General features: G+C 52.4%; 12 protein-coding genes. 5 read left to right on the top strand and 7 right to left on the bottom strand.

Annotated elements, in window-relative coordinates; genetic code table 11:
* Window positions 1-2 precede the first annotated feature (2 nt).
* From pcaF to MUA00_RS18400, 3 genes are read right to left on the bottom strand one after another with little or no spacing between them, the layout of a single operon-like run.
* Complete coding sequence (gene pcaF / locus MUA00_RS18410) at window positions 3-1,205, bottom strand: 3-oxoadipyl-CoA thiolase (protein ID WP_271125010.1); 1,203 nt, start codon at window positions 1,203-1,205, stop codon at window positions 3-5.
* 9 nt (window positions 1,206-1,214) lie between these two features.
* Window positions 1,215-1,871, bottom strand: a complete 657-nt coding sequence (locus tag MUA00_RS18405; protein ID WP_271124441.1) for a 3-oxoacid CoA-transferase subunit B — start codon at window positions 1,869-1,871, stop codon at window positions 1,215-1,217.
* An 11-nt stretch (window positions 1,872-1,882) separates the two neighbouring features.
* Window positions 1,883-2,572: a 3-oxoacid CoA-transferase subunit A gene (locus MUA00_RS18400; RefSeq protein ID WP_271124440.1), complete on the bottom strand. Its 690-nt coding sequence runs from the start codon at window positions 2,570-2,572 to the stop codon at window positions 1,883-1,885.
* A gap of 169 nt (window positions 2,573-2,741) precedes the next feature.
* On the opposite strand from MUA00_RS18400, the gene MUA00_RS18395 reads away from it, so the two are divergent.
* On the top strand, window positions 2,742-3,548 hold the full coding sequence (locus MUA00_RS18395) for an IclR family transcriptional regulator domain-containing protein (RefSeq protein ID WP_271124439.1): 807 nt from the start codon (window positions 2,742-2,744) through the stop codon (window positions 3,546-3,548).
* 4 nt (window positions 3,549-3,552) lie between these two features.
* Here the strand turns inward: MUA00_RS18395 and smrA are convergent, their stop codons facing one another.
* Complete coding sequence (gene smrA, locus MUA00_RS18390) at window positions 3,553-4,116, bottom strand: DNA endonuclease SmrA (RefSeq protein WP_271124438.1); 564 nt, start codon at window positions 4,114-4,116, stop codon at window positions 3,553-3,555.
* Between the two features lie 621 nt (window positions 4,117-4,737).
* Between smrA and ogt the strand changes: the two genes are divergently transcribed.
* The 3 genes from ogt to uspE all read left to right on the top strand — a co-directional run bounded on the left by ogt (window position 4,738) and on the right by uspE (window position 7,301).
* Complete coding sequence (gene ogt, locus MUA00_RS18385) at window positions 4,738-5,253, top strand: methylated-DNA--[protein]-cysteine S-methyltransferase (protein ID WP_271124437.1); 516 nt, start codon at window positions 4,738-4,740, stop codon at window positions 5,251-5,253.
* A 209-nt stretch (window positions 5,254-5,462) separates the two neighbouring features.
* Window positions 5,463-6,215, top strand: a complete 753-nt coding sequence (gene fnr / locus MUA00_RS18380; RefSeq protein ID WP_271125009.1) for a fumarate/nitrate reduction transcriptional regulator Fnr — start codon at window positions 5,463-5,465, stop codon at window positions 6,213-6,215.
* Between the two features lie 135 nt (window positions 6,216-6,350).
* Window positions 6,351-7,301, top strand: a complete 951-nt coding sequence (uspE, locus tag MUA00_RS18375) for a universal stress protein UspE (protein ID WP_271124436.1) — start codon at window positions 6,351-6,353, stop codon at window positions 7,299-7,301.
* A gap of 103 nt (window positions 7,302-7,404) precedes the next feature.
* Here uspE and MUA00_RS18370 read toward each other — a convergent pair whose 3' ends face one another.
* Window positions 7,405-7,911, bottom strand: a complete 507-nt coding sequence (locus MUA00_RS18370) for a ferritin-like domain-containing protein (RefSeq protein ID WP_271124435.1) — start codon at window positions 7,909-7,911, stop codon at window positions 7,405-7,407.
* A 381-nt stretch (window positions 7,912-8,292) separates the two neighbouring features.
* Between MUA00_RS18370 and MUA00_RS18365 the strand changes: the two genes are divergently transcribed.
* The gene (locus MUA00_RS18365) at window positions 8,293-9,486 is read left to right on the top strand and encodes a zinc-dependent alcohol dehydrogenase (RefSeq protein WP_271124434.1); all 1,194 of its coding nucleotides are present in this window, start codon (window positions 8,293-8,295) and stop codon (window positions 9,484-9,486) included.
* A gap of 84 nt (window positions 9,487-9,570) precedes the next feature.
* Here the strand turns inward: MUA00_RS18365 and pntB are convergent, their stop codons facing one another.
* The gene (pntB, locus tag MUA00_RS18360; protein ID WP_271124433.1) at window positions 9,571-10,959 is read right to left on the bottom strand and encodes a Re/Si-specific NAD(P)(+) transhydrogenase subunit beta; all 1,389 of its coding nucleotides are present in this window, start codon (window positions 10,957-10,959) and stop codon (window positions 9,571-9,573) included.
* Between the two features lie 10 nt (window positions 10,960-10,969).
* Entirely contained in the window at window positions 10,970-12,499 is a 1,530-nt protein-coding gene (pntA, locus tag MUA00_RS18355; RefSeq protein WP_271124432.1) for a Re/Si-specific NAD(P)(+) transhydrogenase subunit alpha, read from the bottom strand.
* Window positions 12,500-12,504: the final 5 nt, after the last annotated feature.

The raw sequence follows: 12,504 nt of genomic DNA, 5'->3' as shown, positions 1-12,504 counted from the left end.
CCTTAAACTCGTTCGATGACCAGCGCGATTCCCTGTCCCACGCCGATACACATGGTGCACAGCGCGTAGCGTCCACCGGTACGTTTTAACTGGTAAGCAGCCGTCATCGCCAGACGCCCGCCTGAGGCGCCAAGCGGATGTCCTAGCGCGATAGCGCCGCCGTTCGGGTTGACGTGGTCTGCATCGTCCGGCAAACCGAGATCGCGCATTACCGCCAGCGCCTGGGCGGCAAAGGCTTCGTTTAATTCAATCACATCCATTTGGCCAAGCGTTAATCCAGTTTGTGCCAGGACTTTACGCACCGCAGGCGCCGGGCCAAAACCCATAATTCGCGGCGCAACGCCTGCCGTGGCGACACCCACAACGCGAGCCAGCGGCCGCAGGCCATGAATGTCCAACGCCTGCTCGCTTGCCAGCAACAACGCGCATGCTCCGTCGTTCACACCTGAAGCGTTGCCTGCGGTAACGGTGCCGTTAACGTTGACCACGCCTTTTAGCTTAGCCAGAGCTTCAGAAGAAGTGGAGCGAGGATGTTCATCACGCTCAAATAAAAGCGGCTCGCCTTTACGCTGCGGGATGGATACCGGGATTAGCTCATCAACAAACATGCCCGTTTCCTGAGCGCGAGCGGTACGAAGCTGGCTGCGCAGCGCAAACGCATCCTGATCTTCACGATGGATGTTGAAATCCATCGCTACGTTTTCCGCGGTTTCAGGCATCGAATCAACGCCGTGCTGCGCTTTCATCAGCGGATTGATAAAGCGCCAGCCGATAGTGGTGTCTTCCATTTTCATGCTGCGGCTAAAGGCATTTTCGGCTTTGCCCATGACAAAAGGCGCGCGCGACATGCTTTCCACGCCGCCCGCAATCATCAGGTTTGTTTCACCGCTTTTGATGGCGCGTGCCGCAACGCCAATTGCATCAAGGCTTGAGCCGCAAAGGCGGTTGATGGTGCTGCCCGGGACGCTTTCCGGCAAGCCGGCCAGCAGTAGCGCCATGCGCGCCACGTTGCGGTTGTCTTCCCCCGCCTGGTTGGCGCAGCCATAAATAACGTCGTCCACGCGCGACCAGTCGACGTCGGGATGACGTGCCATCAGCGCTTTTAACGGCAACGCGGCCAGATCGTCGCAGCGTATGGAGGAAAGTGCGCCGCCGTAGCGGCCAAAAGGAGTACGTACTGCATCGCAGATAAATGCCTGATTCATCATAATTCCCTACGCGCTTTCAGCCAGTTGTTCAAAAGCCAGTTTGACCGGCGTGATGCGCTGTAACTCTTCGAAAGAAAGACCGTTGACGATTTCGCGTACCACCGGGCCCTCGTCGGTTATGTCGATAACGGCAAGGTCGGTATAAATTCGGCTGACGCAGCCAATGCCCGTGAGCGGATAGGAACAGGTTTCGACAAGTTTGCATTCACCATCGCGGGTTAGATGGTCCATCATCACGAAGACCTGGCGTGCGCCAATCGCAAGATCCATTGCCCCGCCGACAGCCGGAATGGCATCCGGCGCGCCGGTACTCCAGTTAGCCAGATCCCCTTGCGCTGAAACCTGGTAAGCGCCCAGAACGCAGATATCAAGATGGCCGCCGCGCATCATGGCAAACGAATCGCCATGATGGAAAAAGCAGCCGCCGGTTAACAGCGTTACGTACTCTTTTCCGGCGTTAATCAGTTCCGGGTCCTCTTCGCCCGGCGCAGGTCTGGGCCCCATACCCAGCAGCCCGTTTTCGCTATGCAGAAAGATTTCTTTATCAGCAGGTAAGTAGTTTGCGATGCGGGTTGGCAAACCAATACCCAGATTGACATATGCCCCTTCAGGGATATCACGGGCAACGCGCTGCGCCATTTCATCACGAGTAAGTTTTTTCATGTCGCGGCTCCTTATGCGCTTCTGGCCATAGCTGAGAGGTTTTCGAGCGAAATAACGCGCTGAACGAAGATCCCCGGCGTCACCACGTTTTCCGGATCGAGATCGCCAAGTGCTACCAGGCGGCTGACTTCGGCAATGGTCGTGGTAGCGGCCGTTGCCATAATCGGCCCAAAGTTGCGGGCCGCTTTGCGGTAAACAAGGTTGCCCCAGCGATCCCCTTCGTGGGCTTTTATCAGCGCGAAATCGGCTTTTAGCGGATAGTCGAGAACGTAATGACGGCCTTCAATTTCGCGGGTTTCTTTTCCTTCAGCCAGCGGCGTGCCGTAGCCTGTAGGGGTGAAAATGGCACCAAGCCCGGAGCCTGCAGCCTGAATGCGCGCCGCCAGGTTGCCCTGCGGCACCAGCTCCAGCTCAACTTTTCCGCGGCGATAAAGGTCGTCGAAAATCTGTGAATCAACCTGGCGAGGAAAAGAACAGATCATTTTGCGCACGCGCCCGGCTTTGAGCAGCGCAGCCAGCCCTACATCCCCGTTGCCCGCGTTGTTATTAATGATGGTGAGATGGCAGGCCCCCTGCGCTATCAGCGCGTCGATAAGAGCCGTCGGCTGTCCCGCCGTTCCGAAACCGCCAATCATGATGGTGGCGCCGTCGTGAATTCCCGCGACGGCTTCCTCAAGCGTAGCCACGCTTTTGTTGATCATCAGTTGCTCCTTGATGTGCCTGTTTCGCACAAATTTGCGTTGTTCGCACAAAATGTGACCCGCTTAACGAAGTCGGTCAAGGGCGATAATCGAAATATGGTGCGATAATCGAACATCCTGTATGTTTGTCGACAGAATGTGATCGATGGCGAAAAATTCGGAGAAAAGGATGGATATTCAACGCAAAGAACTGCCCGCAGGGGACGGCGATCCGTTTAAGGGCGATCCTAACTTTATGGCTTCCCTGGCGCGTGGCCTTGAAGTGATTCAGGCGTTTACACCGCAGCGTCGGCAGCTTTCTATTTCGCAGATTAGCCAGAAGACGGGCATCCCGCGCGCCGCTGTTAGGCGTTGCCTGTATACGCTCGGCAAGCTTGGTTTTGTCTACGCGGAAGACGGCAAAAATTTCCAGCTACGTCCGCGTATTTTGTCGCTCGGACACGCTTATCTGGCCTCAACGCCGCTGGCTAAATCCACCCAGCCGGTACTTAAGCATTTAAGCGAAATGCTTAATGAATCCTGTTCAATTGCCACACTCGACGGGGACGACATCCTGTATATCGCCCGCGCCTCAAGCTCGCGCATTATGACTATCGATTTGGATATCGGCAGCCGCCTGCCCGCCTGGTCGACGTCAATGGGCCGGGTATTGCTGAGCGCCCTGCCGGAAGAGCAACTGACAGATTTTCTGGGGCGCATCACGATGATTCGCTATACGCCGCAAACTGTGGATTCCGTCGCTAAACTGCGGGAGGAGTTGAAACGCGTACGCCAGCAGGGCTATGCGCTTAACGATCAGGAGCTGGAGATGGGCTTGCGGTCAATTGCCGTGCCGTTAATAAATCCTGAAGGCACGGTGGTTGCGGCTCTTAACGTGGGCGTTCATGCCGGGCAGGTTTCCGCCGATGAGCTGCGCAGCCGCGTTCTGCCGAAACTGCAGGAGGCTGCGCAGGAGCTTTCGCTGCTATTGAAATAAAAAGCTAACGGCTCCGTTTCGCGTGGCGTTCCCAGTTTTCGAGCTTAGCCTGCGTCGATTTTTTTAGCGCCACATAGCAGGCGCCGCTGCCGCCGTGGTGCTCCATCGCGCTGCAGAAAGCCTGCACCTCTTCAAATTCAGGAAGCCAGCGCGCCAGATAGCTGCGCACTATGTTGGCGTGGGAACGATCGTCGCGGCCTTTACCGTGGACAATCAAGAGGTTACGTAATCCATCCTTTTTTGCCTGCTGAATCAGGGCAAACAGCATTTGTCGGCATTGTTCAACGGGCTGGCGCAGCAGGTTGAGGCTCGCTTCCTGGCTGTATTTCCCCAGGCGAAGTTTGTCGAGTACGCCGGTCTGCAGGCCTTCGCGTTTGAATGCCAGCGGTGTGCCAGGCGGCACAATCTCTAAGTATTCCGTAGTCAGAAAATTGTCGAGTTGCAGGGTGTCGATTTTTTGCGGGGCTTTCTGTTTGGCCGGTTTGAGCCACTGGCTGTTGGTACAGCTCTTCAGCGGTTTGACATCCTCCATGGCGTCGAGAAACAGCAGTTTGTCATCAAGGTTCATGGAAAATCCTCCAGGCTCGTCTTCGCTTTGTACTATAACCGCCGAACTGCGCAGGCTCAATGTCGCAGGCATCCAATAAGGGGGCCAGCTATGCGCAAATAATGTTCTGTATGGTTATTTTTATTTCAATCTTTAATGCGTAATAAACCCTGTATGCAAAAGCGTGAAACTAATCACTCAGATAATCATGCTTTTTTTTCAATTCTGACTATAAATAACGGTAGCCCGTAACAGGGATATAACAGGGTATAAACAGGAAGCATTGCTGTGTGTCTGGGGTCGGACTGATGTCGTCAGGCCCCTTTTTTTAATCCATATTGTTTGTATTGCCATTGCTATTTCTTTTGCGATTATTTATCCAGGTTACAAGCTTAATTAATAATGCTGGGAATAAAATAAGTTCAATTATGCAGCAGATATTTCGCACAAAAAGCATTCTGCTTATTTTGATGATTTATTTGAGAATACGTATTAATTACCAGGTAAGTATATCTGGCAAATTCCCCCTTATTGTTCCGCATATTCTCTACTCTTTTTGAGTATCTGGTGGCCCCTGTTGATGGCATGATATCTTATCGGCCTGTGGGATGAACCCGCGCCTGGATTAAAGAGGAGCCCAGAATGCTGACATTGCTTGAAGATAAAATTGCCACGCCGCTTGGGCCACTATGGGTACTTTGCGATGAGCAGTTCAGGCTGCGGGCCGTGGAGTGGGAAGAACACAGCGATCGAATGGTTCAGCTACTGGATATTCATTATCGCGCTGAAGGTTATCAACGAGTAAGCAGCCAAAATCCGGGCGGAATGAGCGACAAACTGCGCAACTATTTTGATGGCGATTTAAGCATTATCGAAAACTTACCGACCGCTACGGCCGGCACTCCGTTCCAGCATGAAGTATGGCAAGCGCTGCGCTCCATTCCTTGCGGCCACGTTATGCATTATGGGCAACTGGCTGAACAGCTAGGCCGCGCAGGTGCGGCACGCGCCGTCGGTGCAGCGAACGGCTCTAATCCGGTCAGTATTGTAGTGCCCTGCCATCGCGTTATCGGCCGCAACGGCACGATGACGGGTTACGCTGGTGGCGTGGGCCGGAAAGAGTGGCTCTTGCGGCATGAAGGCTATTTGCTGCTTTAGGTGAAATTGAGGCTTGCAATGCGATAATTAAGCCATAAATGCTGTGCTGTTTTCCTGGCTTAATTAAATAATTTTCTTGTTATCAAAGAGATAACAAGAAAAATCCTGGTTTAAATTCCATTATATTCTGAATGGTGTTTCGCCATACTTACGTGCTCAGCAAAAAGATGTTAAAATTGACCAATATCAATTACGGCCTGAGCATATCTATGATCCCTGAAAAGCGAATTATCCGACGCATTCAGTCTGGCGGTTGTGCTATCCATTGTCAGGATTGCAGTATCAGCCAATTATGCATCCCTTTTACGCTCAATGAGCATGAGCTTGATCAACTTGATAATATCATCGAGCGCAAAAAGCCTATTCAAAAAGGGCAGACGTTGTTTAAAGCGGGTGACGAGCTGAAATCGCTGTACGCCATTCGGTCAGGGACAATCAAAAGCTACACCATCACCGAACAAGGTGACGAGCAAATCACCGGTTTCCATCTTGCCGGCGATCTGGTCGGTTTTGACGCTATCGGCACCGGGCATCACCCGAGCTTTGCCCAGGCGCTTGAAACATCCATGGTGTGCGAAATTCCTTTCGAAACGCTGGATGATTTGTCCGGTAAAATGCCAAGTCTGCGTCAGCAGATGATGCGTTTAATGAGCGGCGAAATCAAAGGCGATCAGGACATGATTCTGCTGCTGTCTAAAAAGAATGCGGAAGAGCGCCTGGCAGCGTTTGTCTACAATCTTTCGCGTCGTTTCGCGCAGCGCGGTTTTTCGCCTCGCGAATTCCGCTTAACCATGACCCGTGGCGACATCGGCAACTACCTTGGTTTGACCGTTGAAACCATCAGCCGTCTGCTGGGGCGTTTCCAGAAAAGCGGCATGCTGGCGGTGAAGGGCAAGTACATTACTATTGAAAATATCGACCTGCTCGCAGAACTTGCCGGGCAATCACGTAGCGTCGCCTGATAACGCTGACCTTTGCCGGATCGCTAATTTTTTCTATGTTTTTGATCCGGCAATGGCTTCTCACCTGTTTCATTCTCTTCTTATGGGTTAATCTTACTTAACAGACTGTGGTTAAGCAGTTGTAAGGAGACCTGTATGGCAAAGTATCAAAACATGCTAGTCGCGATTGATCCCAATCAGGACGATCAACCTGCCCTGCGGCGTGCTGTTTATTTGCATCAACGGATTGGCGGCAGAATTAAGGCATTTTTGCCGATCTATGATTTTTCCTATGAAATGACCACTCTCCTGTCGCCCGATGAACGCACCGCTATGCGTAAAGGCGTGATCAGCCAGCGCGCGGCCTGGATTAAAGAACAGGCGCAGTATTACATCGAAGCCGGCGTCCCTATTGAAATCAAAGTGGTCTGGCATAACCGGCCTTTCGAAGCGATTATCCAGGAAGTGATCGGCGGCGGTCATGATCTGCTGTTAAAAATGACCCACCAGCACGACAAACTTGAAGCGGTAATTTTCACCCCAACCGACTGGCATCTGCTGCGTAAATGCCCATGCCCGGTATGGATGGTGAATGAGAAGCCCTGGCCGGAAGGCGGTAAAGCGCTGGTTGCGGTAAATCTTGCCAGCGAAGAGCAATATCACAACGCGCTCAACGAAAAACTGGTCAAAGAGACGATTCGCCTGGCGGATGACATCAACCACACTGAAGTGCATCTGGTCGGCGCCTACCCCGTCACGCCTATTAATATCGCTATCGAACTGCCTGATTTTGATCCAAGCGTTTATAACGACGCTATCCGTGGGCAGCATCTTGTCGCCATGAAAGCTATTCGTCAGCAGTTTGGCATTGACGAGAAAATGACCCACGTGGAAAAAGGCTTACCTGAAGAGGTGATTCCCGATTTGGCCGAACATCTCCAGGCGGGGATTGTCGTACTGGGCACGGTAGGACGCACCGGTCTTTCCGCCGCGTTTCTGGGCAATACCGCCGAGCAGGTTATCGATCATTTACGCTGCGACCTTTTAGTCATTAAGCCTGACGAATATCAGACGCCTGTCGAGCTGGATGACGACGAAGACGATTAAGGTTTCATTAAGCCACCTCCTCAGCAGATGGTTTAGGGGTGACAATAAAAGCCCGTCGGTGATTCATCGACGGGCTTTTTAGTGGGTCGGTTTTGTACTGAAACTATTTTTTTGCTTCAGTATCCGGCGCATCCGAACGAATCATAAATTGTTCCGTCACGTCTGCCAGATGCGTTATCGCCCATTCCGCCATCGCTTTTTCCTGCTCAAGGATTTTTGCGAAAACAGCCGCTCCGTCGTGGTCGCCCGCAAGTTTAGCCGCAGCGATAAGCGAGGTATAACAGGCTATCTCAAAATGCTCGAACACATACCCGCTGATTGCGCCTTTCACTACTTCGTCCGGGGTCATCATCCCGCCCATAGCCTGCCCGAACGCAGCCAGTTTGCTTACCGCGTCTTTCACTATAGAGTTGGAAATGCCGTTTCTGTCGATTACCTCGTCCAGAAGCTGTTGTTGCTGACGTGTCTCAATAATGTGTTGCTCAATGCGTGCTTTAAGGTCGGGATAATGCTCAAGCCGCGATGCCATTTTTTCCAGCATTGATTCTGCTTGTTTTTCCATAGCATGGGCATCACGTAGCCAGTCATGATAGTTTTCGGTGTAATTCATTTGAGCTTCTCCTGTAGTTAACATTTGGTCAGCCAGACAGATGAGAAAGTAAATAAATCCTGTGCTTAGAAATATCCGTGTAGAGCAATCCAGAGTGAAAATACTTTTTTAATACAGCGACAACAAATAAGATTGCCCTGATCTGTTTGACAACAAAAATAAAGAATAGAACAAGACCATAAGTTATTTCATCCGCTCGCTGATGACCTGAACTGTCGAAGTTATTGCAGATTCCGTCAGAACATAAGTATGATACAAAATCCCAAAAACGCCCTTTTATTCGCCAGAATAATCTTTATCTGACGCGCGCAAATAAAATCCAGGCTACATTTTTAAGGTCGTCCAGTTATTAACCCGCGATCGAGAGGATGAAGCTAACTTATGAAAGCACTTACTTATCATGGGCCTAAACATGTCAGCGTCGATACTATGCCCGATCCCATCATCGAAGCCTCTGACGATATTATTCTTAAAGTTACCGCTACGGCTATTTGTGGCTCAGACCTTCACCTGTATCGCGGGAAAATTCCCGGCACCCATCATGGCGATATTTTTGGTCATGAATTTATGGGCGAAGTTGTTGAAACGGGTTCTGACGTAACGGCAGTAAATAAAGGCGACAGAGTCGTTATCCCTTTCGTCATCGCCTGCGGCGACTGTTTTTTCTGCCATCTGCATCAGTACGCTGCCTGTGAAACGACCAATACGGGCAAAGGTTCTGCGCTTAACCGTAAAGCAATTACGCCCCCCGCCGCTTTATTTGGCTACAGCGATCTTTATGGCGGCGTACCCGGCGGCCAGGCAGAATATGTACGGGTTCCCAAAGCCAATACCGGCCCTTTTAAAGTCCCCACCACTCTTGCTGACGAAAAGGTTTTATTCCTCTCTGACATTCTCCCTACCGCCTGGCAGGCCGTTAAAAATGCAGACGTTAAACAAGGATCAAGCCTGGCGATTTTCGGCGCCGGGCCTGTAGGATTACTGTGCGCGGCATGCGCTCGTCTGTTAGGTGCCGAGAAAATATTTATTATCGATCATCATCCGTACCGGCTGGCTTTCGCCCAGCAACGTTATGGCGCAATCCCGATTAATTTCGATGAAAACGACGACGCAGCGGCATGGATTATCGAAAATACAGCCGGAAATCGCGGCGTGGATGCGGTGATAGACGCGGTTGGTTTTGAAGCAAAAGGCAGTATTACCGAAACGGTGCTCAGTAACCTTAAACTTGAAGGCAGCAGCGGCAAAGCATTAAGGCAGTGTATCGCCGCCGTGCGTCGCGGGGGAATCGTCAGCGTGCCGGGAGTATACGCAGGCTTCATCCATGGTTTCCTGTTCGGGGATGCCTTTGATAAAGGATTGACCTTCAAAATGGGGCAAACTCATGTGCACGCCTGGCTGCCCGAGTTGCTCAGTTTGATTGAAAGCGGACACCTGCATCCTGAAGAAATTGTCACGCACCATCTCCCTCTGGAAGATGCCGCCCGTGGCTATGAAATCTTTGAAAAGCGCCAGGAAGACTGCCGTAAGATCATTCTTGTTCCGGGTCTTAATCCAGATGCGTCAACGGTTTAAAAGATTATTTCTGGCGTTGCACCACGCTTGCGTAAACCAAAAAAAACCGCCCCGAAAGGCGGTTTTTTGAGCATCTTGCACAAATCAAAGAGCTTTAAGGATTGCTTCCACGCTGGCTTTCGCATCGCCAAACAGCATCTGCGTATTGTCTTTAAAGAACAGCGGGTTTTGAACACCTGCGTAGCCGGTGTTCATAGAGCGCTTAAAGACGATAACGTTTTGCGCTTTCCACACTTCCAGCACCGGCATGCCGGCGATTGGGCTACGCGGATCTTCCTGTGCGGCCGGGTTAACCGTATCGTTAGCGCCGATAACCAGCACGGTGTCGGTATCGGTGAAATCGTCGTTGATTTCGTCCATTTCCAGCACCACGTCGTACGGTACGCGGGCTTCCGCCAGCAGTACGTTCATGTGGCCTGGCAAACGACCCGCCACCGGGTGAATACCAAAGCGCACTTTGATTCCGCGCGCGCGCAGCTTCTCGGTAATTTCTGCAACCGGATACTGCGCCTGTGCAACCGCCATGCCGTAGCCCGGAGTGATTATCACAGAGCTGGAGTTTTTCAGCATATCTGCCGTTTCTTCAGCGGTGATCTCACGGTGTTCCCCGGCTTCATCGGTTTCGCCGGTAGACGAACCATCCGTGCCGAAACCACCGGCAATAACGCTGACGAACGAGCGGTTCATCGCCTTACACATGATGTACGACAGAATCGCACCCGAGGAACCCACCAGCGCACCGGTCACGATTAGCAGGTCGTTGCTGAGCATAAAGCCCGCCGCCGCCGCCGCCCAACCGGAGTAGGAGTTCAGCATTGAAACCACTACCGGCATATCTGCGCCGCCGATAGAAGCCACCAGATGCCAGCCGATAACCAGCGCGATAATGGTCATCAGCAGCAGCGCCAGAACCTGCAGGCCAACGCTTTCGGTACGAACAAACACAATCAGCAACGCGAACGAAACCACCAGCGCCGCCAGGTTCAGCTTGTGACGGTTTGGCAGCATCAGCGGTTTAGACGAAATTTTGCCGCGCAGTTTGCCAAACGCCACGATAGAACCCGTGAAGGTCACCGCACCGATAAAGATGCCGAGGAAAACTTCCGTTAAATGGATGTTTTCCATAACCGGCTCGAGCCCCGGCGCGTGATCCAGATAGCTGTTAAAGCCAACCAGAACCGCCGCCAGACCCACGAAGCTGTGCAGAATCGCCACCAGCTCCGGCATCTCGGTCATTTCGACTTTCTTCGCAAGATGCATACCGATAGCGCCGCCGATAACCATCGCAACGATAATCCACACGACGTTGCCCGTTTCAGGCCCAAAAATTGTCGCCACCAGCGCAATCGCCATCCCGGCCATACCGAACAGGTTGCCCTGCTTTGAGGTTTCGTGTTTTGACAGTCCAGCCAGACTGAAAATAAACAGGATCGCGGCAACAATGTATGCAGCTGTAACTAATCCACCAGACATTTGTTATCCCTTAGTTCTTCCGGAACATTTTCAGCATGCGCTGAGTGACGGTGAAACCACCAAAAATATTGATACTGGCAATCAGCACGGCGATAAAACTCAGGAAGCTGACCCAGCCGCCGTGGCCAATCTGCAGGAGCGCGCCGACCACAATGATCCCTGAGATGGCGTTCGTGACCGACATCAGCGGCGTATGCAACGCGTGCGAAACGTTCCACACCACGTAATAACCCACCACGCAGGCCAGGGCGAACACCGTAAAGTGACCGAGGAATTCTTTTGGCGCGACGTCAGCAAGCCAGCCGAACAAAATAATCGCCAGCGCCATAAACGCATATTTGCGCCACGGAGAAGCCGGTTTTTTCTCTTCTACCGGAGCGGCCGCTTTTGGCTGTGCCGCCTGAGGCTGGGCAGAAACCTGAATTGGCGGCGCAGGCCAGGTGACTTCGCCATCGCGGATAACCGTCACGCCGCGAACAACCACATCTTCGAAATCGACGTTGATATTGCCGTCTTTTTCTTTACAGAGCAGTTTCAGCAGGTTTACCAGGTTGGTGCCGTATAGCTGGGAAGACTGGGTCGGTAAACGGCCCGGCAAGTCGGTGTAACCAATGACGCGCACGCCGTTTGGCGTAACGGTAATTTTGTCAGCCACCGTATATTCGCAGTTACCGCCATTTTGCGCCGCCAGATCGACAATCACGCTGCCCGCCTGCATGGAATCGACCATTTCACGGGTGATGAGTTTCGGCGCTGGTTTGCCCGGAATCAGGGCGGTAGTAACGATGATATCGACTTCTTTCGCCTGGGCGGCAAAGAGCTCCATTTCCGCTTTAATAAAGGCTTCGGACATCACTTTGGCATAGCCGTCGCCGCTGCCCGCTTCTTCTTTAAAATCAAGTTCCAGGAACTCGGCTCCCATACTCTGAACCTGCTCTTTTACTTCAGGACGAGTATCGAAAGCGCGCACAATGGCGCCAAGGCTGTTTGCAGCACCGATGGCCGCAAGACCTGCTACGCCTGCGCCGATCACCATCACTTTCGCGGGCGGCACTTTACCTGCCGCAGTTATCTGCCCGGTAAAGAAGCGGCCAAATTCATGGGCGGCCTCGACGATTGCGCGATAACCTGCAATGTTGGCCATTGAGCTCAACGCATCGAGCGACTGAGCGCGCGAGATACGCGGTACTGAATCCATCGCCATTACGGTGACGTTGCGAGCGGCAAGTTTTTCAAGCAATTCCGCATTTTGTGCAGGCCAGATAAAGCTCACCAGCGTTGAGCCTTCGCGCATCAGCTCAATTTCGCTGTCCTGCGGCGCGTTTACTTTCAGGATGATGTCAGATTGCCAGACATCGTCGGTGTCGGTAACGGTGGCGCCAACCTGAAGAAACGCTTCGTCATCAAAGCTCGCCAGTTTCCCTGCGCCACTTTCAATGGCGACAGTAAATCCCAGCTTCTGCAGTTGTTCCACAGTTTTCGGTGTGGCAGCCACGCGGGATTCACCTGCCCACCGCTCTCTTGGTACACCAATACGCATAGTAT

The sequence above is a fragment of the Dryocola boscaweniae genome, from assembly GCF_025215095.1.
Lineage (GTDB): Bacteria > Pseudomonadota > Gammaproteobacteria > Enterobacterales > Enterobacteriaceae > Dryocola > Dryocola boscaweniae.
The sequence above is the reverse complement of the archived record's forward strand: the minus strand, read 5'-3'. Positions and strand labels throughout refer to the sequence as shown.

Coding starts and splice junctions, on each gene's coding strand:
- pcaF (WP_271125010.1), bottom strand. CDS start 1,205: ATGAATCAGGCATTTATCTGCGATGCAGTACGTACTCCTTTTGGCCGC.
- MUA00_RS18405 (WP_271124441.1), bottom strand. CDS start 1,871: ATGAAAAAACTTACTCGTGATGAAATGGCGCAGCGCGTTGCCCGTGAT.
- MUA00_RS18400 (WP_271124440.1), bottom strand. CDS start 2,572: ATGATCAACAAAAGCGTGGCTACGCTTGAGGAAGCCGTCGCGGGAATT.
- MUA00_RS18395 (WP_271124439.1), top strand. CDS start 2,742: ATGGATATTCAACGCAAAGAACTGCCCGCAGGGGACGGCGATCCGTTT.
- smrA (WP_271124438.1), bottom strand. CDS start 4,116: ATGAACCTTGATGACAAACTGCTGTTTCTCGACGCCATGGAGGATGTC.
- ogt (WP_271124437.1), top strand. CDS start 4,738: ATGCTGACATTGCTTGAAGATAAAATTGCCACGCCGCTTGGGCCACTA.
- fnr (WP_271125009.1), top strand. CDS start 5,463: ATGATCCCTGAAAAGCGAATTATCCGACGCATTCAGTCTGGCGGTTGT.
- uspE (WP_271124436.1), top strand. CDS start 6,351: ATGGCAAAGTATCAAAACATGCTAGTCGCGATTGATCCCAATCAGGAC.
- MUA00_RS18370 (WP_271124435.1), bottom strand. CDS start 7,911: ATGAATTACACCGAAAACTATCATGACTGGCTACGTGATGCCCATGCT.
- MUA00_RS18365 (WP_271124434.1), top strand. CDS start 8,293: ATGAAAGCACTTACTTATCATGGGCCTAAACATGTCAGCGTCGATACT.
- pntB (WP_271124433.1), bottom strand. CDS start 10,959: ATGTCTGGTGGATTAGTTACAGCTGCATACATTGTTGCCGCGATCCTG.
- pntA (WP_271124432.1), bottom strand. CDS start 12,499: ATGCGTATTGGTGTACCAAGAGAGCGGTGGGCAGGTGAATCCCGCGTG.